Here is a 23,122-nt window from a genome sequence, read left to right on the forward strand (position 1 = left end):
CCTGCGATACCGGGTCCTTGCTGCGACCGGGGATGTTGAGTTCTGTGAGGGCGAGAGGCTGATCAGGCGTCGACATGGCATCGGCTCCGTGCGGGAAGGGGACGGAGTGATTGAACGGCTAAACGGCAAATTGCGCACCTGTCAGATCTGACAGGTGCGCGAGGGTATCCGACGAGCGGTTGTTTGCTTTTTCTTGCTTGAGCGATGTGGGGGCTGTGAAGACGCCTTCGCGAGCAGGCTCGCTCCCACAAATTCGGTGGTGTAAACGCAGCCTGGTGATCGACCCCGATCCCTGTGGGAGCGCGCCTGCCCGCGAAGGCGTTAGCCGCCCCGACTCAACACTCAAGGCGTGTCACAGAACCGTGCTACTGCGGCAACTCCAGATTATCCATCACCCGATTCACCGCCAGTTCGCCGAGCATGATCAGCTGTGCAATCCCCAACAAAGTACGACGCTGCGACGCTGGTATGAGATGGGCGAAGTCACGGGCGATGGTTCTGGCTGAGGCGAGTGTTTCGCTGGCATCGGCCAGCAGTTCCTCGTTTTTGAAGTCGGCGGTCACGGCGTACATCCGGCGGGTTTTACGAGGTGGTGGGGTGGAGCCGGGTGGGCAGAGGTAGTGATCGAGAGCGCGGTCGGCGGCTTCGTGGAGTTTTTTTGAATCGAGGGATTCGTAGGGGGAGGTGGCTTCGGTTTCGGGTGGGTTGGGTGTTGGTTTGATCATGGTAAAGCCTCTAGAGTTGTGAAGCTGCCACCGTTCGCTGCTAACGAGGGAGGTGGCGGCTGTACGCGGGTTAGCAGACCAGGACTCTAGAACCCGGCGCACCGAAGTGCCCCACGCAAAGCCGCCATAACGGCTACGGACTTTGTGCGTCTAGAGATAACCCGGGCTGCTAAACCCGATCGCTGAAGTAATCAGCGACCGAATCACAATAGAACCCGCCCCCAAGGCGCACAAGCCGGCGGATTCTGGCGTAGCTGTAGGCAAAGGCGCAAGGATGTGTAGCCTGGAAGGCGTGTCTGAAGGTGTCTTTTAAACGCCCGAGTTTAAAAGGCGATTTGCGCTGACTTCACTAGCCCCTTCGCGAGCAGGCTCGCTCCCACATTTGGAATGCAATCCCCTGTAGGCCTTCGCCTGCTCGCGACAGCGGTCTGTCAGGTTTGAATTGAAAAGCGGAAGACGAGGGGGCAGGCCCGGTTTACCGTCTGTCCGAAACCCCGCCCAACCTGATAGTTCTGACAGTAGACGCTTCGCTCCCGCTGAGGTGCCATGGGCATGGGAATAATCCCGTAGCGCAGAGAGCACGATCATGGCAGAGGCTATCTATAAAAAGCTTGAAGGAATGACACTGGACTTTGTTTCAGGTCGGCTGGAGGAGAACCCGAAGGAGCGGAGCATCCGTTACACGGCGAGCTTCGATCTGGATCTGGACTTCACCCACTTTGTGCAAATGGCCAATGTTTATATTCCGGGTTATCTCGACAATCCGGTCAACGCCATCAGACCTGAGCTGGACGGCCTGGCTTACCACTATTCCTACAACTACCTGTTTGATGCGGCGGGGAACATTCGCGACAACCAGGCCTTGTTCGATCTGTTCACCTCGCCCAGCTATTACATGGATCAGTGGGCGACCGGTCCTGAACTGGCAGTGCGCTTTGGCAAGCCGACGTTTGAAAGGGTCGGTCGCACGTTACGCATCACGGCGCGCAAGGATTTTCGATCGCTGCAAGATGATCACTTGATTCAACTCGGTGAGTTGCCGGTCATCCAGTTCCATTGGGCACTCAATCTGCTGGAAAGCCACCTGACAGGTCCCGGGACCCGTGCGCCGGAGACCAAGGTGGTTTTCATGTACATGGATGAGGATTTCGTCGATGTGGAGGGAGAGCAATTGCTGCGCGGTACGCAGTACCTCAATGGCAAAGAACTCAAGTTCGGCGAAATTTTGCCCAAGCAGATTCTGATCGCGCAGTGACCGGCGTTTAAGCGAGATTCTCAGGTTTACCTTTCGTCTGAATGCGCGTCCAACCTGTCAGGTTTTACAGGTGTGGACGTGTGCATTTTGCGCTTTGATTGATGGGTGGTGTCGCACATTGGGTGCGCCTGCTTTTGCGATGGCAAAGGAGAAGGGAAATGGAAGATGAAATGGAAGATGAAATGGAAGACAAAGATATAAAGGGTGCATTCGTAATGCTATGTCGAAAACACTGGTAGAGGCTCTATTTATCCGGGAACGTACGATGAATACCTCACAATAAAGAAAATACGTGCAGGGATAATTTTCTCACCGGATGGTCCGGAACTTCCGCTTGACCCTGACGAAAGATGTTTTTTCTTCTTGGTCCCTGAAAGCCTAAAGCACCAATTCAGCTTCAAGAAGGGTAGGTCGGTCGTATTTGATCGGGTGGGTGAAGGTTCGATGGAAGTCACACATCTGCGCTTTTAGTTAAAGCGCGGCGGAGTTGGCAATCTTGTTGAGATTCTGCTGGGATTTGTGAATGGCGCAGATCTCTGTGGGAGACGGGCTTGCCCGCGAAAAGGCCAGAATGGGCGCCCGATCACTCAGCAGGTGTGCCCAATGCCTGCCTCAGCCCGGCAACTCCAGATTATCCATCACCCGACTCACCGCCAGTTCGCCGAGCATGATCAATTGCGCGATCCCCAACAGCGTCCGGCGCTGTGACGCCGGTACGAGATGAGCGAAGTCATGGGCGATGGTTCTGGCGGAAGCGAGTGTTTCGCTGGCATCGGCCAGCAGTTCCTCGTTTTTGAAGTCTGCGGTAACAGCGTACATCCGGCGAGTTTTACGGGGTGGTGGGGTGGAGCCGGGTGGGCATAGGTAGTGATCGAGGGCGCGGTCGGCGGCTTCGTGGAGTTTTTTTGAATCGAGGGATTCGTAGGGCGAGGTGGCGTCGGTTTCGGGTGGGTTGGGTGTTGGTTTGATCGTGGTGAAGCTCCTTTGAAGTGGAGCCGCTACAACCTGTCGCTAAACAGGAGGGGTGGCGGCTGTACGCAGGTTAGCGAACCGGTCAAAGGCACCCGGCAGACCCGAGGGTCTCCCGCATACAGCCACCATGACGAAATCGCGAAAATACAGATCCGCAACGAAGCCTGGAACGCTGATGCACCTTTGAACTTGAATTCGAGTCGCTAAACCCGATCGCTGATTCGTCAGCGACCGACCCACGATAGAGCCCGACCCCAAAGCGCACAAGCCGGCGGATTCTGGCGTAGCCGTAGGCAAAGGCGCAAGAATTTGTAGCCTCGAGACCGTGTCTGCAGGTGTCTTTAAACAGCTTCGTTTAAATCGAAAAATTTGTGCCGGACATAAGGGCCTCTTCGCGAGCAGGCTCGCTCCCACAAGAGACTGCATTCCAAATGTGAGAGTGAAATGCACACCAAATGTAGGCGTGAGCCTGCTCGCGATAGCGGAGTGTCAGTTGACGAATTTTTTGGATGACACGCCGCTATCGCGAGCAGGCTCACTCCTACAGGGGGCATGTTTTCTCTCCCGATTTCACTCCTTGGCAAAAGTTGGAAAGCTTCTTGCAGTACCCGCCGTGAGCCCGCTCTGGGCGTCAAAAGTTTGCTTTAAAGGAACGGGGAAAACCGGTGGATCGCTCTCAGTTATTCAACACAGCTCGCTCGAATGTTGCCGACCTCAGTCGAGGCAATCTGGGCGTGCCGTTGTTGCTGCTGGTCATGTTGGCAATGATGATGTTGCCGATTCCGCCGTTCCTGCTCGACGTGTTCTTCACCTTCAACATCGCGCTGTCGATCGTCGTCCTGCTGGTCTGCGTGTATGCGCTGCGGCCGCTGGATTTCGCCGTGTTCCCGACGATTCTGCTGGTCGCGACCTTGCTGCGGCTGGCGTTGAACGTGGCTTCGACGCGGGTGGTCATGCTCCACGGTCAGGACGGCCACGCCGCTGCCGGTAAGGTGATTCAGGCCTTCGGTGAGGTGGTGATCGGCGGTAACTACGTGGTCGGTATCGTGGTCTTCGCGATTTTGATGATCATCAACTTCGTCGTGGTGACCAAGGGTGCCGGGCGGATTTCCGAGGTGAGCGCGCGTTTCACCCTCGATGCGATGCCCGGCAAACAAATGGCGATCGACGCCGACCTCAACGCCGGTCTGATTGACCAGAACCAGGCCAAGGCACGCCGTCAGGAAGTCGCCCAAGAGGCCGAGTTCTACGGTTCGATGGACGGTGCCAGCAAGTTCGTCCGGGGTGACGCCATCGCCGGCCTGCTGATTCTGTTCATCAACCTCATCGGCGGTATGGCCGTCGGTATCTTCCAGCACAACATGAGCTTCGCCGACGCCGGCAAGGTTTACGCCTTGCTGACCATCGGTGACGGTTTAGTGGCGCAATTGCCATCACTGTTGTTATCCACAGCAGCAGCGATCATGGTGACCCGTGCTTCCGGTTCGGAAGACATGGGCAAGCAGATCAATCGCCAGATGTTCGCCTCGCCGAAAGCGCTGGCGGTGGCGGCCGGGATGATGGCGGTCATGGGCCTGGTGCCGGGTATGCCGCACTTCTCGTTCCTGACCATGGCCGCGCTGGCCGCCGGTGGCGCGTACCTGTTCTGGAAGAAGCAGAACGTGGCCAAGGTCGTGGCGCTGGAAGAGGTCAAGCGTCAGCAGGAGTTGCTGCCGTCGCCGGCTCGCGCCATGGAAACCAAAGAGCTGGGCTGGGACGACGTGACGCCGATCGACATGATCGGCCTGGAAGTCGGCTATCGCCTGATCCCGCTGGTGGACCGCAATCAGGGCGGGCAATTGCTGGCGCGGATCAAGGGCGTGCGCAAGAAACTCTCGCAGGATCTGGGCTTCCTGATGCCCACTGTGCATATTCGTGACAACCTCGATCTGGCGCCCAGCGCCTATCGCCTGACGCTGATGGGGGTGATCCTCGCCGAAGCGGAGATCTACCCGGATCGCGAACTGGCGATCAACCCGGGCCAGGTCTACGGCACGCTCAACGGTATCAACGCCAAAGATCCGGCTTTCGGCCTGGAGGCGGTGTGGATCGAAATCAGCCAGCGGGCCCAGGCACAATCGCTCGGTTACACCGTGGTCGACGCCAGCACCGTGGTCGCCACGCACTTGAACCAGATTCTGTACAAGCACTCCAGTGAGCTGATCGGCCACGAAGAAGTGCAGCAACTCATGCAATTGCTGGCCAAAAGCTCGCCGAAACTGGCTGAAGAGCTGGTACCGGGCGTGGTCACCTTGTCGCAGTTGCTCAAAGTGCTGCAAGCGTTGCTCGCCGAGCATGTGCCGGTGCGCGATATCCGCAGCATTGCCGAAGCCATCGCCAACAACGCCGCGAAGAGTCAAGATACCGCCGCGTTGGTCGCCGCTGTGCGCGTCGGCGTATCCCGCGCCATCGTCCAAAGCATTGTAGGCACTGAGTCGGAGCTGCCTGTGATCACCCTGGAACCAAGGTTGGAACAAATATTGCTCAATAGTCTGCAGAAGGCAGGACAAGGCTCGGAAGAGGGCGTTCTGCTGGAGCCAAGCATGGCCGAGAAGCTGCAGCGTTCGCTCATCGAAGCGGCGCAGCGTCAGGAAATGCAAGGTCAGCCGGTGATCCTTTTGGTCGCTGGCCCGATCCGCGCGATGCTCTCGCGCTTTGGCCGCCTCGCAGTCCCTGGGCTGCATGTGCTGGCCTACCAGGAAATACCGGACAACAAGCAAGTGACCATCGTTGCGACAGTAGGGCCCAACGGCTGAGGTAGTGGTTTATGCAAGTTAAGCGTTTCTTTGCCGCCGATATGCGTCAGGCCATGAAGCTGGTTCGTGATGAGCTGGGCGCTGATGCCGCCATCATTGGCAACCGCCGCATTGCCGGCGGTGTCGAGCTGACGGCGGCACTGGATTACAAATTGTCGGCGCTGGCGCCACGGGTTCCGAACATGGAGCTCGAAGACGAGCTGCGCAAGACCCAGTCGCGCATCGTCACCGCTCAGGCCGAGTTGAGCCTGCGTGGCGAAGCTGATGGCAATAGCAATCGCCAGATTTTCGCCGGCCTGCCGTTGACCGCTGGCCTGCCGCTGACCGCCGCTGAACCGCTGAGCGAGCCGACTTACGCCGCCCCGGCGCGCCCGGCCCCGGCGCCTGCGCAGTCCTCCGGCGGTGTTGATCCGCGCGCACTGGATTCGATGCGTTTTGAATTGAACAGCCTGCGCGAGCTGATGGAAGTTCAGCTCGGCACTCTGGCCTGGAATCAGCTGCAAGGCAGCCGCCCGGCGCAAGCCAATCTGTATCGCCGTTTGCAACGTATCGGTCTGTCCGGCCCGTTGTCGCGCGATCTGCTGGCGATGATCACTGATATCGAAGAACCGCGTCAGGCCTGGCGCATGCTCCTTGCGCATCTGGCGCGGATGATTGCCGTGCCGGAAGTCGAGCCGCTGGAAGAGGGCGGTGTGATTGCCATGGTCGGCCCTGCCGGCATGGGCAAGACCACTACACTCGCCAAGCTTGCCGCGCGTTATGTGCTGAAATACGGCGCGCAGAATGTCGCGCTGGTGAGCATGGACAGTTTCCGCATCGGCGCTCAGGAACAACTGAAGACGCTGGGCCGCATTCTCAATGTGCCGGTGACTCACGTCGATCCGGGCCAATCGCTGGTGCAGGCGCTGGATCCACTGCTGCGCAAACGCGTGGTATTGATCGATACTGCCGGCCTGCAAGCCAGTGATCCGGCGCTGCGCATGCAGCTGGAAAGTCTGGCCGGACGTGGCATTCGTTCAAAAAATTATCTGGTCTTGGCAACCACCAGCCAGAAACAGGTTCTAACCGCCGCTTATCACAGTTACAAGCGTTGCGGGCTAGCCGGGTGCATCCTGACTAAACTGGATGAAACGGCCAGCCTTGGCGAAGTGTTGAGCCTGGCGATCAGTCATGAATTGCCGGTCGCGTACCTGACCGATGGCCCACGGATTCCGGATGATTTGCATCTGCCGCGCCGTCATCAACTGGTCAGCCGCGCCGTCAGCGTGCAAATGCAGGAAGAACCCAGCGAAGAAGCCATGGCTGACATGTTCGCTGATATCTATCACAGCCCGACCAAGCAGGTAGGCTGAGGTATTCATGAACAGTTTTTGTACCTACATCGATGGTCTGCCATGCATTGTTCCGGTTGTGAACGCGCAGCCAGTAATGTGGCCTCCGTCTATGCAAGACAAGGTAAAGAAATAACATGGGCAGCATGCATCCCGTACAGGTGATCGCGGTGACCGGCGGCAAAGGTGGCGTCGGCAAGACTAACGTGTCAGTGAACTTGTCGCTGGCGCTGGCAGAGCTTGGCCGTCGGGTCATGCTGCTGGACGCCGACCTCGGTCTGGCGAACGTTGACGTATTGTTGGGGCTGACCCCTAAACGCACGCTGGCCGACGTCATCGAAGGCCGTTGCGAGTTGCGCGACGTGCTGTTGCAAGGCCCCGGTGGCATCCGCATCGTCCCGGCCGCGTCCGGCACGCAGAGCATGGTGCACCTGAGCCCGGCGCAACACGCCGGTCTGATTCAGGCGTTCAGCGACATCGGCGACAATCTCGACGTATTGGTGATCGACACCGCTGCGGGTATTGGTGACTCGGTAGTCAGTTTCGTACGCGCCGCGCAGGAAGTGTTGCTGGTGGTCTGCGACGAGCCGACTTCCATTACCGACGCTTACGCGCTGATCAAACTGCTCAACCGCGATTACGGCATGAACCGCTTCCGCGTCCTCGCCAACATGGCGCAGAGCCCGCAGGAAGGGCGCAACCTGTTCGCCAAGTTGACCAAGGTCACGGATCGCTTCCTTGACGTCGCTCTACAATACGTCGGCGCCGTGCCTTACGACGAAAGCGTGCGTAAAGCGGTGCAGAAGCAGCGTGCGGTGTACGAAGCCTTTCCGCGTTCCAAGTGCGCACTGGCGTTCAAGGCGATCGCGCAGAAGGTCGACACCTGGCCGCTGCCCGCCAACCCGCGTGGCCACCTTGAGTTTTTCGTCGAGCGCCTCGTGCAGCAAACGGCAGGGCCCGTGCTATGACAGCAAGCGGTATGAACTACTACAAGAAGTCGGCACGTGACGCGCAGTACGAATTGATCGAGCGTTACGCGCCACTGGTCAAACGCATTGCCTATCACTTGCTGGCACGCTTGCCGGCGAGTGTGCAGGTCGAAGACCTGATCCAGGCCGGGATGATCGGCCTGCTCGAAGTCTCGACCAAATACGACGCCAGCAAAGGCGCCAGTTTCGAAACGTACGCGGGCATACGAATCCGCGGCGCGATGCTCGACGAAGTGCGCAAAGGGGACTGGGCGCCACGCTCGGTTCACCGCAATACCCGGATGGTCAGCGACGCAATTCGCTCAATTGAAGCTAAAACCGGCCGTGATGCTAAAGATCACGAGGTTGCGGCCGAACTCCAATTGAGTCTCGACGATTACTACGGGATTTTGAATGACACCTTGGGCAGTCGCCTGTTCAGTTTCGACGACCTGTTGCAGGACGGCGAACACGAAGGGCTGCACGAGGATGGCGCGAGTGCTCATATGGAGCCGTCACGCGATCTGGAAGATGAACGCTTCCAGGCGGCGCTGGCGGACGCGATTGCCAATTTGCCGGAGCGTGAGCGACTGGTGTTGGCGCTGTACTACGACGAAGAGCTTAACCTCAAGGAGATCGGTGAAGTCCTTGGCGTCAGTGAATCGCGGGTCAGCCAGTTACACAGCCAGTGCGCGGCCCGTTTGCGGGGGCGTTTGGGGGAGTGGCGAGCGCGCTGAAGGCAGTGTGGGGACACTGCGAACGAGGCTGGTGCGGTGATGAACGGCACCGGTCTTGCTCTGTTGTGCTCCAGACAGTCTTCGAGTGCTGCGCCGATTGATTGAAGTGGCGCGTCCAGGTGCTGGGCGCGTTTAAGACTGCTTGGAGGTCGAATTGAACAAAGACATGAAAATCCTCATCGTTGATGACTTCTCAACGATGCGGCGGATCATCAAGAACCTGCTGCGTGATCTTGGGTTCACCAACACCGTCGAGGCTGACGATGGCGTGACTGCCATTCCAGTGCTCAACAGCGGAAGCATCGACTTTCTGGTAACGGACTGGAACATGCCGGGCATGACCGGTATCGACCTGCTGCGCCACGTGCGTGCCGATGAAAAACTCAAGCACCTGCCAGTGCTGATGGTGACTGCAGAAGCCAAGCGCGAGCAGATCATCGAGGCCGCTCAGGCCGGTGTAAACGGCTACGTAGTCAAACCTTTCACGGCTCAGGCGTTGAAAGACAAAATCGAGAAGATTTTCGAACGCATCGGCTGATGAACGCGCGGGGGAGCTATGGAGCATAACGAATCTTCACAGGGCGATTTCGAGTCGACCCTGAAAAAACACGCGGTCGAACTGGTCGAAAGCCTTGAAAAAGGCAGGTTCGGCGACGCTGTGCAACTGATCCATGAGCTCAATCAGACCCGTGACCGTGGCCTGTACCAGGAAGTGGGCAAGCTCACACGTGAACTGCACAGTGCGATCGTCAACTTCCAGATCGACCCGAACATGCCGCAGGCCGAGGAAGTGTCGCAAATCACCGACGCCACCGAACGCCTGGGCTATGTGGTCAAGCTGACGGAAGCCGCGGCCAACCGCACCATGGATCTGGTGGAAAGCGCCACGCCGGTGGTCAACAGTCTGGCTGATGAAGCGCAGACCTTGAGTGCCGATTGGGGTCGCTTCATGCGTCGCGAGGTCGGGGCTGAAGAGTTCCGTGAACTGGCGCGCCGGGTCGACGGTTTTCTGTCGCGCAGCAGCACGGACAACCGTGCGGTGTCGAGCAATCTCAACGACATCCTGCTGGCCCAGGATTACCAGGACCTCACCGGTCAGGTGATCAAGCGTGTGACCCAGCTGGTCACCGAAGTCGAAAGCAATTTGCTCAAACTCGTGCTCATGGCCAGTCAGGTCGACCGCTTTGCGGGCATCGAACATGACCGCGCCGCGATGCTTGCAGAAAAAGATCCACAAAAACATCTCTCGCAGGGTGAAGGTCCGCAGATTCATGCCGATAAACGAGAAGACGTTGTGTCCGGTCAGGACGATGTGGACGATTTGTTATCCAGCCTCGGGTTCTAGAGTTTTGGAATTTTAGGTTTTTTGGGTTTTTAGACCTGTAGGAGCACCCCATTAATGAGCTTCGGCGCCGATGAAGAGATCCTTCAGGATTTCCTGGTTGAGGCCGGCGAGATTCTTGAGCAACTGTCCGAACAACTGGTCGAGCTGGAAAGCCGCCCGGATGACGCAGATCTGCTCAACGCAATTTTTCGCGGTTTCCACACTGTAAAAGGGGGCGCCGGCTTCCTTCAGCTCAATGAGCTGGTGGAGTGCTGTCACATCGCCGAAAACGTGTTCGACATCCTGCGCAAGGGTGAGCGTCGCGTTGATGCAGAACTGATGGACGTTGTCCTCGAAGCACTGGACGCGGTGAACAGCATGTTCACTGAGGTTCGTGAGCGTGCGCCGATCACCGCTGCCACCCCGGAACTGCTGGCCGCCCTGGCGCGTCTGGCCGAACCGCAATCGGCGGACGCAGCCCCGGCTTCGCCAGTGGCCGAGATGATCGAAGAGCTGGTCGTCGAAGGCGACGCATCGGGCGACATCACCGATAACGAATTTGAACAGCTGCTGGATTCGCTGAACGCCGTCAAGGCTGAAGCTGAAGCCCCGGCCGCTGCTGCACCTGCGCAAACGGCCAATGAAGCCGCGAGCGATGAAATCACCGATGCCGAGTTCGAGTCGTTGCTTGATCAGTTGCACGGCAAGGGCCAGTTCGCGGTGGACGCGGTTGCACCAGCGGCGGCAGCCCCTGCGGCGCCGGCCAAGGGCGACAGCTCCGACATCACCGACGACGAATTCGAAGCCCTGCTCGATCAGTTGCATGGCAAGGGCAACTTTGCCGTGGATGCGCTGGAGTCGGCGATTGCTTCGGCACCGGCGCCGGCTGCTCCAGCGGCCGCCGCTGCCGGCAGTGATCTGATCAGCGATCACGAGTTCGAATCGCTGCTCGACGAATTGCACGGTAAAGGCAAGTTCTCCGAAGTCGGCACCGCCGCTGCTGGCAGTGCTTCGACTGTCGCCACGCCTGCCGCCAAGGCACCGGCCGCTGCTGCAGCACCGAAGCCTGCCGCCAAGCCTGAGCCAAAAGCCGAAGCGCCAAAGCCGGCTGCCGCTGCTGCACCGGCTCCGGCCCGCGCGCCGGCAACGCCGCCACCGGAAAAACCGGCAAGCGAAGCCGAAACCACCGTGCGCGTCGACACGGCACGTCTCGACGAAATCATGAATATGGTCGGCGAGTTGGTGCTGGTGCGTAACCGTCTGGTGCGTCTGGGCCTGAACAGCGGCGATGAAGCCATGCAAAAGGCCGTGTCGAACCTCGACGTGGTCACGGCTGACTTGCAGACCGCCGTCATGAAGACGCGGATGCAGCCGATCAAGAAGGTCTTCGGGCGCTTCCCGCGTCTGGTTCGCGACCTCGCGCGTCAGCTGAAGAAAGAGATCAACCTGGAACTGGTGGGTGAAGAAACCGACCTCGACAAAAACCTTGTCGAGGCCCTAGCCGACCCGCTGGTCCACTTGGTGCGCAACGCCGTCGACCACGGCATCGAGTCGCCGGAAGAACGCGAAGCGTCGGGCAAGGCCCGTGGTGGTCGTGTTGTTCTGGCGGCCGAGCAAGAGGGCGACCATATCCTGCTGTCGATTTCCGATGACGGCAAAGGCATGGACCCGAACGTCCTGCGCGCCATCGCGGTTAAACGCGGCGTGATGGACAAGGACGCGGCCGATCGCCTCAGCGATACCGAGTGCTACAACCTGATCTTCGCCCCGGGTTTCTCGACCAAGACCGAGATCTCCGACGTGTCCGGCCGTGGCGTCGGCATGGACGTGGTGAAGACCAAGATTTCCCAGCTCAACGGTTCGATCAACATCTACTCGACCAAGGGCCAGGGTTCGAAGATCGTCATCAAGGTGCCGCTGACCCTCGCGATCATGCCAACCCTGATGGTCATGCTCGGCAATCAGGCGTTTGCGTTCCCGTTGGTCAACGTCAACGAAATCTTCCACCTCGACCTGTCGACCACTAACGTCGTCGACGGTCAGGAAGTGGTGATCGTGCGGGACAAGGCGCTGCCATTGTTCTACCTCAAGCGCTGGCTGGTCAGCTCCGCCGCTCACGAAGAGCAGCGTGAAGGCCATGTGGTGATCCTTTCGGTGGGCACTCAGCGGATCGGCTTCGTCGTCGATCAACTGGTCGGTCAGGAAGAAGTGGTCATCAAGCCATTGGGCAAAATGCTGCAGGGCACTCCGGGCATGTCCGGCGCCACCATTACCGGTGACGGCCGCATCGCGCTGATTCTCGATGTTCCAAGCATGCTCAAGCGTTACGCCGCACGGCGTATTTGAATCCGGGGCGGCGGGGCGACAACGTCCCGCTGCACCTAATGGAGTGTTTATGGCAGTCAAAGTCCTGGTGGTGGACGATTCGGGTTTTTTCCGCCGCCGCGTCTCGGAAATTCTTTCAGCGGATCCGAGCATTCAGGTGGTCGGCACCGCTACCAACGGTAAAGAGGCGATCGATCAGGCCCTGGCACTCAAGCCGGACGTGATCACCATGGACTACGAGATGCCGATGATGGATGGCATCACGGCAGTGCGGCACATCATGCAGCGCTGCCCGACCCCGGTGTTGATGTTCTCCTCGCTGACCCACGAAGGCGCCCGGGTCACTCTGGATGCGCTGGACGCCGGCGCGGTGGATTTCCTGCCGAAGAACTTCGAAGACATCTCGCGCAATCCGGAGAAGGTCAAGCAATTGCTGTGCGAGAAGGTGCATAGCATCTCGCGCAGTAATCGTCGTTTCAGTGCTTATAGCGCGCCGGCTCCAGCCGCAGCGCCAACGCCTGCACCGGCTCCGGCGCCATCCAGCTTCAGCAGCCACAGCACCAGCGCACCGGCACGTCCGGCACCCGCGCCTGTGCATGCACCTGCTCCAAGCCGTGCTCCGGCCGCCAGCGCTTCGTCGCCGGCACCGAAACGCAAAGCTTACAAACTGGTTGCCATTGGTACGTCGACGGGCGGCCCGGTTGCCTTGCAACGTGTATTGACGCAGTTGCCGGCGAACTTCCCGGCGCCGATCGTGCTGATCCAGCACATGCCGGCAGCGTTCACCAAGGCGTTTGCCGAGCGTCTCGACAAGCTCTGCCGCATCAGCGTCAAGGAAGCCGAGGATGGCGACATCCTGCGTCCGGGCCTGGCGTTGCTCGCTCCGGGTGGCAAGCAAATGATGATCGATGGCCGTGGCGCGGTGAAAATCCTCCCGGGCGACGAGCGTCTGAACTACAAGCCGTGCGTGGACATCACCTTCGGTTCGGCGGCGAAATCCTACGGCGACAAAGTTCTGGCGGTCGTACTGACCGGTATGGGCGCCGACGGCCGTGAAGGCGCGCGTCTGCTCAAGCAGGGCGGTAGCGCCGTGTGGGCGCAGGATGAAGCCAGTTGTGTGATCTACGGCATGCCGATGGCCATCGTCAAAGCCGACCTCGCCGACGCGGTATACAGCCTCGACGACATCGGCAAACACATTGTCGAGGCGTGTATCTGATGGATGTTCTAAGCCTTATCGGGATCATCATGGCGTTCGTCGCCATCATCGGCGGTAACTACCTTGAAGGTGGTCACCTCGGTGCGCTGGCCAACGGCCCGGCGGCATTGATCGTACTGGGCGGCACCATCGGTGCCGCACTGCTGCAATCGCCGATGAGCGCGTTCAAACGCGCCATGCAGATTCTGGCGTGGATCTTCTTCCCGCCGCGTGTGGACTTGGCCGGCGGCATTGATCGCGTGGTCAACTGGAGCCTCACCGCACGCAAGGAAGGTCTGCTCGGTCTGGAAGGCGTGGCCGATGCCGAACCGGACAACTACTCGCGCAAGGGCCTGCAACTGCTGGTCGACGGTGCCGAGCCGGAAGCGATTCGCAGCATCCTCGAAGTGGATTTCTACACCCAGGAAGCGCGCGACATCGAAGCCGCGAAAGTCTTCGAAAGCATGGGCGGCTACGCGCCGACCATCGGCATCATCGGCGCGGTGATGGGCCTGATCCACGTGATGGGCAATCTTGCTGATCCGACCCAGTTGGGCAGCGGCATTGCTGTGGCTTTCGTCGCGACCATCTATGGTGTGGCCAGTGCCAACCTGATCCTGCTGCCGGTGGCAGCCAAATTGAAGTCAATCGCGTTGCGGCAGTCGCGTTATCGCGAAATGTTGTTGGAAGGCATTTTGTCGATCGCCGAAGGTGAAAACCCTCGCTCCATTGAGTTGAAGCTGCAAGGCTTCATGGATTAAGGGAATAACCTCATGGCACGTCGTCGCCACCAGGAAGAGCATGTAAACCACGAACGCTGGCTGGTTTCCTACGCTGACTTCATCACGTTGCTGTTCGCGTTCTTCGTGGTCATGTACTCGATTTCGTCGATCAACGAAGGCAAGTACAAGGAAATTTCCGAAGCGCTGGTCGGGGTCTTCAAGGACTCCGACCGCGCGCTCAAACCGATCCAGATCGGCGACGAGCGACCGAAAACCGTGACCCCGGCCAAGCCGCTGGTCAAGGACGCCGAGCAGATCGACGCCGGTATCGCCGGCGCCAGCGATCCGCTGAAAAGCATCGCCGATGACATCAGCGCTGCGTTCGGCGACTTGATCAGCTCGAATCAGATGACCGTGCGCGGCAACGAGTTGTGGGTCGAGATCGAACTCAACTCCAGCCTGCTGTTCGGCAGCGGCGACGCCATGCCGAGCGACATTGCCTTCAACATCATCGACAAGGTTGCAGCGATTCTGAAACCGTTCGACAACCCGATTCACGTCGAAGGCTTCACCGACGATCAACCGATCCGCACCGCGCAGTACCCGACCAACTGGGAGCTGTCCTCGGCGCGTTCGGCAAGCATCGTGCGCATGCTGGCGATGCAGGGCGTGAACCCTGGCCGATTGGCATCGGTGGGTTACGGCGAGTTTCAACCGGTGGCCAACAACGCTACCGCTGAAGGCCGGGGGAAAAACCGCCGGGTGGTTCTGGTGGTCTCGCGAAATCTCGATGTACGTCGCAGTCTCACGGGCACCGGAACCGCCAATGCGCAACCGGACGCTGCGTTGAAGCGTGCTGGCACACAAACTGCACCGACCCCGGTCAAGACGCCGGGACGCGAGAGTGCCGTCAATTCTCCGTCACCCGCATTAACACGCTGAGCTATGTCTCGGTCGAGCATATCGGCCGGGAGGAACGAACTGAATGAGAGTCTGGGCAGTCGCCAATCAAAAGGGTGGTGTCGGTAAAACCACATCTTCCATCGCTTTAGCCGGATTGCTGGCCGAGGCGGGCAAGCGCGTGGTTGTGGTCGATCTCGACCCGCACGGCTCGATGACCAGCTATTTCGGCTACGACCCCGACAGCCTGGAGCACAGCAACTACGACCTGTTTCTGCACAAGGGCAGCGTGCCGCAAGGCCTGCCGGGGCAGTTGCTGTTGTCGACCAGCGACGAACGCATTTCCCTGCTGCCATCGAGCACCGCACTCGCGACCCTTGAGCGTCAGTCGCCGGGGCAGAGTGGCCTCGGTCTGGTGATCGCCAAGAGTCTGGCGCAGCTGTGGCAGGATTTCGATTACGCGGTGATCGACAGCCCGCCGTTGCTCGGCGTGCTGATGGTCAACGCCCTCGCGGCGAGCCAGCAACTGGTAATCCCGGTGCAGACCGAGCACTTGGCCGTCAAAGGTCTGGAGCGCATGGTCAACACCCTGGCGATGATCAACCGCTCGCGCAAACAGGCGCTGCCGTTCAGCATCGTGCCGACCCTGTTCGATCGCCGTACCCAGGCATCGATGCATACCTTGCGCGTGCTGCGCGACAAATTTCCCGACGAGATCTGGCAGGGTTATATCCCGGTCGATACCCGCCTGCGCGACGCCAGCCGAGCCGGTGTCACGCCTTCGCAATTCGACGGCAAGAGCCGTGGCGTGCTGGCCTACCGCGCGCTGCTCAAGCATCTGTTGGCGCAACAACTTGTTCCGCAGGTGGCTTGAGATGAACCTGTCCCGATCACGCATGCCTGACTTGCACAAATCCTGTGGGAGCGAGCCTGCTCGCGAAGCAGGCGACGCGGTTTCCCTGTCCGGCGCTGTTGACCGATGAACCGCCCAGTCAAGCTCACATCGCGTCCGCAATTGGCGCTGCAGTCTTATCTGGATAATCTGCTGCAGGACATTCCTGAGGAGCTGCCGCCGGTCATTGAGGCGCAGCCTGAAGTTGTGGAAAGCAGCGAGGCGCTGGACGAGTTCCAGGCAGCGGTACTGGAAGAGCAGGCGCGTGATGCGCAGAAGGCTGCCAAGCCTGTCGCCCCAGTTGTTGCGCCTGCCGCCGCACCGGCCGCCAAGGCACCGCTGGCATTGATCGACGAGGCCGAGCCGGTTCGGGCATCGGTGTCGACACTGGCACCGCTGCTGCAAACCCAACTGCTGAAAACCGCACCGGAACCGGCCGTGGTCGAACCGGCTCCAGCACCTGCTCCGGTTGCACCCGCACCCGTCGAGCAGACGCTGGTGCCGCCGCTGGTGGAAGTGCATCTGCCGCCGAACAACACGCCGCCACCGGTGGAAACCGATGGTCGCCCGGCGTGGGCCTCTGAAGCCTTCGAATGCCTGCTGTTCGACGTTGCCGGACTGACCTTGGCCGTGCCGCTGGTGTGCCTTGGCTCGATCTATTCGCTGGCCGGCCACGAGCTGACGCCGTTGTTCGGTCAGCCGGAATGGTTCCTCGGGATTCTGCCGAGTCAGGCCGGCAATCTGAAAGTGTTGGATACCGCGCGCTGGGTCATGCCGGATCGCTATCGCGATGACTTCCGTCAGGGCTTGCAGTACGTGATTTCGGTACAAGGTTACGAGTGGGGGCTGGCGGTGCATCAGGTCAGCCGCTCGTTGCGTCTGGACCCGAATGAAATCAAATGGAGAAGTCACCGGGGTCAGCGGCCATGGCTCGCCGGCACCGTGATTGAGCACATGTGTGCATTGCTTGACGTTTCCGCACTGGCCGAGTTGATCGCCAGCGGTGGGGCAAAGCACTTCGGCGGCCACAAGCCGCTACATAAACCGACATAGCAGCCGACATAACAATCAGGCGACGGCATTGTTGAATGCCGCCACACAGAACACACACCGCTCAGAGCGGTTTTTTCGAGGGGTCAGGGTATGAGTAGTCAGGCGACGAATGCAAAAGGTTCTGAAGATCCGATCCTGCAATGGGTGACCTTCAAACTGGATAACGAAACCTACGGCATCAACGTGATGCGCGTGCAGGAAGTGCTGCGCTACACCGAGATCGCTCCGGTGCCGGGCGCGCCGAGCTACGTGCTGGGCATCATCAACCTGCGTGGTAACGTGGTGACCGTGATCGACACCCGTCAGCGCTTCGGCCTGAACAGCGGCGAGATCAGCGACAACACCCGTATCGTCATCATCGAAGCCGACAAGCAAGTCGTCGGCATCATGGTCGACAGCGTGGCCGAAGTTGTTTACCTGCGTCAGTCGGAAATCGAGACGGCGCCGAACGTCGGCAACGAAGAGTCGGCCAAGTTCATCCAGGGCGTGTGCAACAAGAACAACGAGTTGCTGATCCTGGTCGAGCTGGACAAGATGATGAGCGAAGAAGAATGGTCGGACCTGGAGAATATCTGATTGATTCTCGAGGTTGCGGTCATTGTCCTGTTCCTCTTCTGGGCAGGCACGCTGGCAATGTTTGTGTCGTACATCAAGGCGCAGCGGGTAATCGCTGCGCAACAGGCTCAGGGCGATGCGCTGCGTGATCAGCGCATCAAGGACCTGGCCAAGCGTGTCGACGATTACCAGAACGGCAACGTGCGCATGGGCGAAGCTCTGCATGAGTTGCGGGCGGTGGTGAGTCCGTTGCCGGACAAGATTGTCGCGCTTGAACAACGCGACCCGTCGAGCCTGTCATTCGCCCAAGCGGCGAAACTGGTGGGGATGGGCGCAAGCGTCGATGAACTGACTCAGTCCTGCGGGTTGACCCAGGCTGAGGCGGAGTTGATGCGCAAGTTGCACAAGAACTAGAAGCAAGATCAAAAGATCGCAGCCTTCGGCAGCTCCTACAGGGAAACGCATTCCAATGTAGGAGCTGCCGAAGGCTGCGATCTTTTGCTTTTAAGGCTTAATAATCATCGCCGCGCAGGGTCACATCTTTCTCGACCATCGGCGCATCCGGATCCTGCCCCTCGGGGAATTTCCCCTTCAGATTCCACGCAAACGCGATGATCTCGGCGATCGTCCGGTACAGCTCTTCGGGAATGCTGTCGCCCAGTTCCATCCTCGCCAGCAAGCGCACCAATTCAGCATTCTCATAGATCGGCACTTCGCAATCGCGAGCGATGCGCAGGATTTCTTCGGCCAGTTCGTCATCACCTTTGGCGGTGAGGGTCGGGGCGTGGTTGCCGTCGTACTTGAGGGCGATGGCCTGGCGTGGGGCAGTGGAATCGTTCATGCGGTTTCGTCGACCCAGCGGTGTTCAAGACGGGTTTGATTGCCTTGCGGCGGGGTGCCGAGATGGCAGTCGATGTCGCCAACGTTGAGTCCGCGATCGAGCAGGCGCTGACGCAGGGCGAACAGGTTGTTGCCGATCAGATCGGCGGTGTACGGCCGTTCGGCCCACAGTTGGCTGGACAGGCTGCCGGCGATCAGTTGCGCCTGAATCTGCATCGGCCCGAGCGGCTCCATGTCAAACGCCAGATCGACGCGCCACAGTTGTTGCTTGGGCTCGCGCTCATCGCGACGTTCGTTCGGCTGCGGTTCTCGCTCTGGTGCTTCTTCACGCTGGAACTTGACCTGCAACGGCACGATGTCTTGCAGGTTGCGCATGGGGATTTCCAGTTGCCAGGTGCTGAGCAGACGGCCGTCGTCGGTGACACCGGTTTGTTCCAGGCTCGACAGTTGATGGCTCTGCAGGCGCGATACTGCAGCGGCGGCGAGGCGCAACAACTGTTCCAGATCGCCTTCGCCGTCCAGACTTTGCAGCAAACGCTCGGGCAGCGGGAAGCTGCTCGGTACCGGTTTGGCGCTGACCTGGCCGAGCATGCCGAGGGCGTTGCGGACGAAACTCGGCAGCGCTTGCGCCAGGGTGTTGGCGGCGATGATCGCGTTGAAACTGGTGCTGCTCGGCAGGCCCGGGGTCAGCTGCGCGATCAGCTTGAGCAGATCGGCTTTCATGTCCGGGGCCAGCGTCGGGTTCTGCCCGGTCAACAGTTTGGCTTCGAGGAACGCGCCGCTGTTGGCCAGCGCCAGCGCCACGCCTTTGGCGGTGCTCAGTTGTTGCACGTCCGGCAGGCTGACAAGGAGTTTGTCGACCACCGCGCGCAAATCCTGCGATGTCTGATCGCTATCCCTCGGCAGATTTTGCAACGCGTTCAGTAACCCCGTCAGGGATGCCTGACGACTTTGCTGGCCGAGCAGTTGCTGACTCACGGCCAATTGTTCCTGACGGCTGCTCATTGGCAGGAATTTCAGGGTTTGTGCGTCTTCGACCAACGCCGACAGCAAAGTGCCGATACGCAGCGGCTGTGGACTGTCGATGGTCAGTGTGCTGCCGGTCTGCGCGGTATTGAGCAGAGTGACCATCGAACGGAACACCGCGGCTTGCCCCGGCGTCTGCGGCAGCGCCTGCGAGGTCAGCACCTTGCCTTGCAGCAGCGTGCCGACAGGCAATTGCGCAGTATCGATGCGGGTGAGGGCGGCGACGCTGCTGGCAATCGCTTGCTGCACGGTAATCGCCAGGTTGCCCGCCGAGGGCTGGGTGATCGCCAGACTGGTGCCTTGCGGCAGCGGCAGATTGCTGGTCGCCTGCACGGTGGTCTGGCGTCCGCCGTCGACGGTCACCTTAAGCAATAACTGAAAGGTCTGATCCGCCTGCTTGAGCGACAACACCTCGGCTTTGGCGCTTTGCCCGGCGCCGATCAGGCCTTCAACCGGGGTCAGCAGCTTGAGCAGCTCACCGACCTGCGGGCGAACGGTCGCCGGGGTGGTGGGCGGGAGCGGGAGGATGTTCATTTCGCCTGTCATACGCGGACACAACCTGAGGAAAATGCACTCTTGAGAGTAAGGCACGACATGTATAATGCCGCCCGTCTTGCGCTTCGAATAAAAAACATAGCAATTGTTTGACCCAGCTCTCTAGATCGAGCCGTCAATGCATCTATGCTGCATCTCTTTAACGGCCGCGCCAGAGCCGACTTGAACCGTATAAGGCCCGTGATCCCTTGACCAGTCCTGTCCTGCAAACCGTTGCCCTCGCGTGTGAACGTGATCTGCGGCTGCTCTTCGAAAATCTCGAATTGAGACTCGCCAGTGGCGATATGGTGCAGATCAGCGGACCCAATGGCAGCGGCAAGACCAGCCTTTTGCGCCTGCTTTCAGGGCTGATGCAGCCGACCGCCGGACAAGTCCTGCTCAATGGCCAGCCGCTGACCGAACAACGCAGCGAACTAGCACGTAACCTGCTATGGATCGGCCACGCCGCCGGGATCAAGGATTTGCTGACCCCGGAAGAAAACCTCTCCTGGCTTTGCGCCTTGCATCATCCCGCCGAACGCGAGGCCATCTGGCAAGCGCTGGCAGCAGTAGGATTGCGCGGTTTCGAAGATGTTCCCTGCCACAGCCTGTCCGCCGGTCAACAACGTCGCGTGGCGCTGGCGCGCTTGTATCTCGACAGCCCGCCGCTGTGGATTCTCGATGAGCCATTCACCGCGCTGGACAAGCAGGGCGTAGCGCAGCTCGAAGAACACTTGGCCGGGCACTGCGAGCGTGGCGGTCTGGTGGTGTTGACCACGCACCACACGTTGAGCCGGATGCCGGCCGGTTATCGCGACATCGATCTGGGGAATTGGGCAGTATGAGTGTGTTTGGCCTGCTGGTTGCCCGTGAATCCCGACTGCTGTTTCGCCGCCCGGCGGAGCTGGCCAATCCGCTGATTTTCTTCGCCATCGTCATCGCGTTGTTCCCGCTGGCCGTCGGCCCGGAAACTCAAGTGTTGCAAAACCTGTCCCCCGGGTTAGTCTGGGTGGCGGCGCTGTTGTCGGTCCTGCTCTCGCTGGACGGGCTGTTCCGCAGTGATTTCGAAGACGGATCCCTGGAACAGTGGGTCCTTTCGTCGCACCCGCTGCCACTTCTGGTCTTGGCCAAGGTGCTGGCACACTGGCTTTTCTCCGGTCTGGCACTGGTTCTGCTCTCACCGCTGCTGGCGTTGATGCTCGGTTTGCCTGCCGCCTGCCTGCCGGTTTTGCTGTTTTCGTTGCTGCTGGGAACACCGGTGCTGAGCTTGCTCGGCGCGGTGGGCGCGGCACTGACGGTCGGTTTGAAACGTGGCGGTCTGTTGCTGGCGCTGCTGATTCTGCCGTTGTACATCCCGGTGTTGATCCTTGGCAGTGGCGCCTTGCAGGCCGCCTTGCAAGGCATGCCGGCGACCGGGTATCTGCTGTGGCTGGGTAGCCTGACCGCCCTGGCGATCACCCTGACACCGTTTGCAATAGCTGCTGGCCTGAAGATCAGCGTCGGCGAATAATGAGGTCTGGTTAAAATTTAACCAGCAAAGACCCTGAGACTGCTCACACCGATGAGCGGCACCCGTGATGGAAACAGTATGAACTGGACCTGGTTTCACAAGCTCGGCTCGCCCAAGTGGTTCTACGGCATCAGCAGCAAGTTTCTGCCGTGGTTGAGCATTGCAGCATTGCTGCTGATTGGCGTCGGTGTCGTTTGGGGCCTGGCCTTCGCGCCGCCGGACTATCAGCAAGGCAACAGCTTTCGCATCATCTATATTCACGTACCTGCCGCGATGCTCGCACAGTCGATCTACGTGATGTTGGCGGTGTGCGGTGTGGTCGGGCTGGTGTGGAAGATGAAACTGGCCGACGTCGCTCTGCAATGTGCCGCACCGATCGGCGCGTGGATGACCGCCGTGGCACTGGTCACCGGGGCGATCTGGGGCAAACCGACGTGGGGCTCGTGGTGGGTCTGGGACGCGCGCCTGACCTCGATGCTGATTCTGCTGTTCCTGTATTTCGGCGTGATCGCGCTGGGCAATGCCATCAGCAACCGCGACAGCGCCGCCAAGGCCTGCGCGGTGCTGGCCATCGTTGGTGTGATCAACATCCCGATCATCAAATACTCGGTGGAGTGGTGGAACACCCTGCACCAGGGCGCGACATTCACCCTCACGGAAAAACCGGCGATGCCGGTGGAAATGTGGCTGCCACTGCTGCTGACGGTGCTGGGTTTCTACTGTTTCTTTGGCGCCGTGCTGTTGCTGCGCATGCGCCTTGAAGTGCTCAAGCGCGAAGCCCGCGCCAGTTGGGTGAAAGAAGAAGTGCAGCACAGTCTGGAGGCCGCTCGATGAGTTTTGCTTCATTCGGCGACTTCCTCGCCATGGGCCATCATGGCCTGTATGTCTGGTCGGCTTACGGCATCTGTCTGGCGGTGCTGATCCTCAACGTGGTGGCGCCGATCGCGGCCCGCAAGCGCTATCTGCAACAAGAGGCGCGTCGTCTGCGCCGGGAGAACGGCAAGTGAATCCGCTGCGCAAGAAACGTCTGATCATCATTCTGGCCATTCTGGTCGGGGTCGGCGCTGCCGTCGGCCTGGCCCTCAGCGCCCTGCAGCAGAACATCAATCTGTTCTACACCCCGACGCAGATCGCCAACGGCGAAGCGCCGCAAGATACGCGCATCCGTGCCGGAGGCATGGTTGAAGCCGGTTCGCTGCAGCGCTCGAAGGATTCGCTGGACGTCAAATTCGTCGTTACCGACTTCAACAAGTCCGTGACCATCGCCTATCGCGGGATCCTCCCGGATCTGTTCCGCGAAGGGCAGGGCATCGTCGCCCTCGGCAAGCTTAATGCCGACGGCGTGGTGGTGGCCGATGAAGTGCTGGCCAAGCACGACGAGAAGTACATGCCGCCGGAAGTGACCAAAGCCTTGAAAGACAGTGGTCAATCCGCCCCAACGCCTGCGAAGGAGGGTTGAT

The 23,122-nt window shown here is 59.9% G+C and carries 24 protein-coding genes; 20 read left to right on the forward strand and 4 right to left on the reverse strand.

Annotated elements, in window-relative coordinates:
* Positions 1–365 precede the first annotated feature (365 nt).
* Positions 366–725, reverse strand: a complete 360-nt coding sequence (locus tag CKW17_RS11390) for a DUF6124 family protein (protein ID WP_095119907.1) — start codon at positions 723–725, stop codon at positions 366–368.
* 586 nt (positions 726–1,311) lie between these two features.
* Here CKW17_RS11390 and CKW17_RS11395 point away from each other — a divergent pair.
* Positions 1,312–1,980: a hypothetical protein gene (locus tag CKW17_RS11395; protein WP_095119908.1), complete on the forward strand. Its 669-nt coding sequence runs from the start codon at positions 1,312–1,314 to the stop codon at positions 1,978–1,980.
* A 612-nt stretch (positions 1,981–2,592) separates the two neighbouring features.
* Here the strand turns inward: CKW17_RS11395 and CKW17_RS11400 are convergent.
* A complete protein-coding gene (locus tag CKW17_RS11400; protein ID WP_095119909.1) occupies positions 2,593–2,949 on the reverse strand; it encodes a DUF6124 family protein in 357 nt (118 codons plus the stop codon).
* Between the two features lie 668 nt (positions 2,950–3,617).
* Here CKW17_RS11400 and flhA point away from each other — a divergent pair.
* From flhA to CKW17_RS11470, 14 genes are all read left to right on the forward strand, one after another.
* A complete protein-coding gene (flhA, locus tag CKW17_RS11405; protein ID WP_095119910.1) occupies positions 3,618–5,747 on the forward strand; it encodes a flagellar biosynthesis protein FlhA in 2,130 nt (709 codons plus the stop codon).
* An 11-nt stretch (positions 5,748–5,758) separates the two neighbouring features.
* On the forward strand, positions 5,759–7,099 hold the full coding sequence (gene flhF, locus CKW17_RS11410; RefSeq protein ID WP_008077677.1) for a flagellar biosynthesis protein FlhF: 1,341 nt from the start codon (positions 5,759–5,761) through the stop codon (positions 7,097–7,099).
* 116 nt (positions 7,100–7,215) lie between these two features.
* The gene (gene fleN / locus CKW17_RS11415) at positions 7,216–8,046 is read left to right on the forward strand and encodes a flagellar synthesis regulator FleN (RefSeq protein WP_003222917.1); all 831 of its coding nucleotides are present in this window, start codon (positions 7,216–7,218) and stop codon (positions 8,044–8,046) included.
* Positions 8,043–8,783 carry an RNA polymerase sigma factor FliA gene (fliA, locus tag CKW17_RS11420; RefSeq protein WP_093439777.1) on the forward strand — a complete coding sequence of 247 codons (741 nt, stop codon included), beginning with the start codon at positions 8,043–8,045 and terminating at the stop codon, positions 8,781–8,783. Before fleN ends, fliA begins: the two co-directional genes overlap by 4 nt.
* Before the next feature lie 166 nt (positions 8,784–8,949).
* Positions 8,950–9,321: a chemotaxis response regulator CheY gene (locus CKW17_RS11425; RefSeq protein WP_161986607.1), complete on the forward strand. Its 372-nt coding sequence runs from the start codon at positions 8,950–8,952 to the stop codon at positions 9,319–9,321.
* An 18-nt stretch (positions 9,322–9,339) separates the two neighbouring features.
* Positions 9,340–10,128 carry a protein phosphatase CheZ gene (locus CKW17_RS11430; RefSeq protein ID WP_007920000.1) on the forward strand — a complete coding sequence of 263 codons (789 nt, stop codon included), beginning with the start codon at positions 9,340–9,342 and terminating at the stop codon, positions 10,126–10,128.
* Positions 10,129–10,182: 54 nt separating this feature from the next.
* On the forward strand, positions 10,183–12,453 hold the full coding sequence (locus CKW17_RS11435; RefSeq protein ID WP_095119911.1) for a chemotaxis protein CheA: 2,271 nt from the start codon (positions 10,183–10,185) through the stop codon (positions 12,451–12,453).
* 49 nt (positions 12,454–12,502) lie between these two features.
* Complete coding sequence (locus tag CKW17_RS11440; RefSeq protein ID WP_038363876.1) at positions 12,503–13,651, forward strand: chemotaxis response regulator protein-glutamate methylesterase; 1,149 nt, start codon at positions 12,503–12,505, stop codon at positions 13,649–13,651.
* A complete protein-coding gene (locus CKW17_RS11445; protein WP_008077689.1) occupies positions 13,651–14,391 on the forward strand; it encodes a flagellar motor protein in 741 nt (246 codons plus the stop codon). Before CKW17_RS11440 ends, CKW17_RS11445 begins: the two co-directional genes overlap by 1 nt.
* Positions 14,392–14,403: 12 nt before the next feature.
* Positions 14,404–15,294, forward strand: a complete 891-nt coding sequence (gene motD, locus CKW17_RS11450) for a flagellar motor protein MotD (protein ID WP_064390875.1) — start codon at positions 14,404–14,406, stop codon at positions 15,292–15,294.
* A 43-nt stretch (positions 15,295–15,337) separates the two neighbouring features.
* Positions 15,338–16,126 (forward strand): ParA family protein, encoded by a 789-nt coding sequence (locus CKW17_RS11455; RefSeq protein WP_008077691.1) that lies wholly within the window; start codon positions 15,338–15,340, stop codon positions 16,124–16,126.
* 105 nt (positions 16,127–16,231) lie between these two features.
* Entirely contained in the window at positions 16,232–17,197 is a 966-nt protein-coding gene (locus CKW17_RS11460; RefSeq protein ID WP_095119912.1) for a CheW domain-containing protein, read from the forward strand.
* A gap of 90 nt (positions 17,198–17,287) precedes the next feature.
* Positions 17,288–17,773, forward strand: coding sequence for a chemotaxis protein CheW (locus tag CKW17_RS11465; protein WP_007919980.1), 486 nt, complete (start codon positions 17,288–17,290; stop codon positions 17,771–17,773).
* On the forward strand, positions 17,774–18,166 hold the full coding sequence (locus CKW17_RS11470; RefSeq protein ID WP_093103420.1) for a DUF2802 domain-containing protein: 393 nt from the start codon (positions 17,774–17,776) through the stop codon (positions 18,164–18,166).
* A gap of 97 nt (positions 18,167–18,263) precedes the next feature.
* Here the strand turns inward: CKW17_RS11470 and CKW17_RS11475 are convergent, their stop codons facing one another.
* Positions 18,264–18,593, reverse strand: a complete 330-nt coding sequence (locus CKW17_RS11475; RefSeq protein ID WP_095119913.1) for an EscU/YscU/HrcU family type III secretion system export apparatus switch protein — start codon at positions 18,591–18,593, stop codon at positions 18,264–18,266.
* Positions 18,590–20,164: a flagellar hook-length control protein FliK gene (locus CKW17_RS11480; protein WP_095119914.1), complete on the reverse strand. Its 1,575-nt coding sequence runs from the start codon at positions 20,162–20,164 to the stop codon at positions 18,590–18,592. Before CKW17_RS11480 ends, CKW17_RS11475 begins: the two co-directional genes overlap by 4 nt.
* A gap of 197 nt (positions 20,165–20,361) precedes the next feature.
* On the opposite strand from CKW17_RS11480, the gene ccmA reads away from it, so the two are divergent.
* The 5 genes from ccmA (at position 20,362) to ccmE (ending at position 23,121) form a co-directional block, all read left to right on the forward strand.
* Entirely contained in the window at positions 20,362–20,997 is a 636-nt protein-coding gene (ccmA, locus tag CKW17_RS11485) for a cytochrome c biogenesis heme-transporting ATPase CcmA (RefSeq protein ID WP_016987486.1), read from the forward strand.
* A complete protein-coding gene (gene ccmB, locus CKW17_RS11490; RefSeq protein ID WP_008083427.1) occupies positions 20,994–21,662 on the forward strand; it encodes a heme exporter protein CcmB in 669 nt (222 codons plus the stop codon). The genes ccmA and ccmB overlap by 4 nt, the downstream gene beginning before the upstream one ends.
* 78 nt (positions 21,663–21,740) lie before the next feature.
* Positions 21,741–22,496, forward strand: a complete 756-nt coding sequence (locus tag CKW17_RS11495) for a heme ABC transporter permease (RefSeq protein ID WP_095119915.1) — start codon at positions 21,741–21,743, stop codon at positions 22,494–22,496.
* Positions 22,493–22,669, forward strand: a complete 177-nt coding sequence (gene ccmD, locus CKW17_RS11500) for a heme exporter protein CcmD (protein WP_003222944.1) — start codon at positions 22,493–22,495, stop codon at positions 22,667–22,669. The genes CKW17_RS11495 and ccmD overlap by 4 nt, the downstream gene beginning before the upstream one ends.
* Complete coding sequence (gene ccmE / locus CKW17_RS11505) at positions 22,666–23,121, forward strand: cytochrome c maturation protein CcmE (protein WP_007919964.1); 456 nt, start codon at positions 22,666–22,668, stop codon at positions 23,119–23,121. Before ccmD ends, ccmE begins: the two co-directional genes overlap by 4 nt.
* Position 23,122 lies beyond the last annotated feature (1 nt).

This window comes from Pseudomonas sp. Irchel s3f10 (genome assembly GCF_900187515.1).
Lineage (GTDB): Bacteria > Pseudomonadota > Gammaproteobacteria > Pseudomonadales > Pseudomonadaceae > Aquipseudomonas > Aquipseudomonas tensinigenes.

Bases quoted from the DNA above. Each gene is read 5' to 3' on its own strand.
- CKW17_RS11390 (WP_095119907.1), bottom strand. From the start codon at position 725: ATGATCAAACCAACACCCAACCCACCCGAAACCGAAGCCACCTCCCCC.
- CKW17_RS11395 (WP_095119908.1), top strand. From the start codon at position 1,312: ATGGCAGAGGCTATCTATAAAAAGCTTGAAGGAATGACACTGGACTTT.
- flhF (WP_008077677.1), top strand. From the start codon at position 5,759: ATGCAAGTTAAGCGTTTCTTTGCCGCCGATATGCGTCAGGCCATGAAG.
- fleN (WP_003222917.1), top strand. From the start codon at position 7,216: ATGGGCAGCATGCATCCCGTACAGGTGATCGCGGTGACCGGCGGCAAA.
- fliA (WP_093439777.1), top strand. From the start codon at position 8,043: ATGACAGCAAGCGGTATGAACTACTACAAGAAGTCGGCACGTGACGCG.
- CKW17_RS11425 (WP_161986607.1), top strand. From the start codon at position 8,950: ATGAAAATCCTCATCGTTGATGACTTCTCAACGATGCGGCGGATCATC.
- CKW17_RS11430 (WP_007920000.1), top strand. From the start codon at position 9,340: ATGGAGCATAACGAATCTTCACAGGGCGATTTCGAGTCGACCCTGAAA.
- CKW17_RS11435 (WP_095119911.1), top strand. From the start codon at position 10,183: ATGAGCTTCGGCGCCGATGAAGAGATCCTTCAGGATTTCCTGGTTGAG.
- CKW17_RS11440 (WP_038363876.1), top strand. From the start codon at position 12,503: ATGGCAGTCAAAGTCCTGGTGGTGGACGATTCGGGTTTTTTCCGCCGC.
- CKW17_RS11445 (WP_008077689.1), top strand. From the start codon at position 13,651: ATGGATGTTCTAAGCCTTATCGGGATCATCATGGCGTTCGTCGCCATC.
- motD (WP_064390875.1), top strand. From the start codon at position 14,404: ATGGCACGTCGTCGCCACCAGGAAGAGCATGTAAACCACGAACGCTGG.
- CKW17_RS11455 (WP_008077691.1), top strand. From the start codon at position 15,338: ATGAGAGTCTGGGCAGTCGCCAATCAAAAGGGTGGTGTCGGTAAAACC.
- CKW17_RS11460 (WP_095119912.1), top strand. From the start codon at position 16,232: ATGAACCGCCCAGTCAAGCTCACATCGCGTCCGCAATTGGCGCTGCAG.
- CKW17_RS11465 (WP_007919980.1), top strand. From the start codon at position 17,288: ATGAGTAGTCAGGCGACGAATGCAAAAGGTTCTGAAGATCCGATCCTG.
- CKW17_RS11475 (WP_095119913.1), bottom strand. From the start codon at position 18,593: ATGAACGATTCCACTGCCCCACGCCAGGCCATCGCCCTCAAGTACGAC.
- CKW17_RS11480 (WP_095119914.1), bottom strand. From the start codon at position 20,164: ATGACAGGCGAAATGAACATCCTCCCGCTCCCGCCCACCACCCCGGCG.
- ccmB (WP_008083427.1), top strand. From the start codon at position 20,994: ATGAGTGTGTTTGGCCTGCTGGTTGCCCGTGAATCCCGACTGCTGTTT.
- CKW17_RS11495 (WP_095119915.1), top strand. From the start codon at position 21,741: ATGAACTGGACCTGGTTTCACAAGCTCGGCTCGCCCAAGTGGTTCTAC.
- ccmD (WP_003222944.1), top strand. From the start codon at position 22,493: ATGAGTTTTGCTTCATTCGGCGACTTCCTCGCCATGGGCCATCATGGC.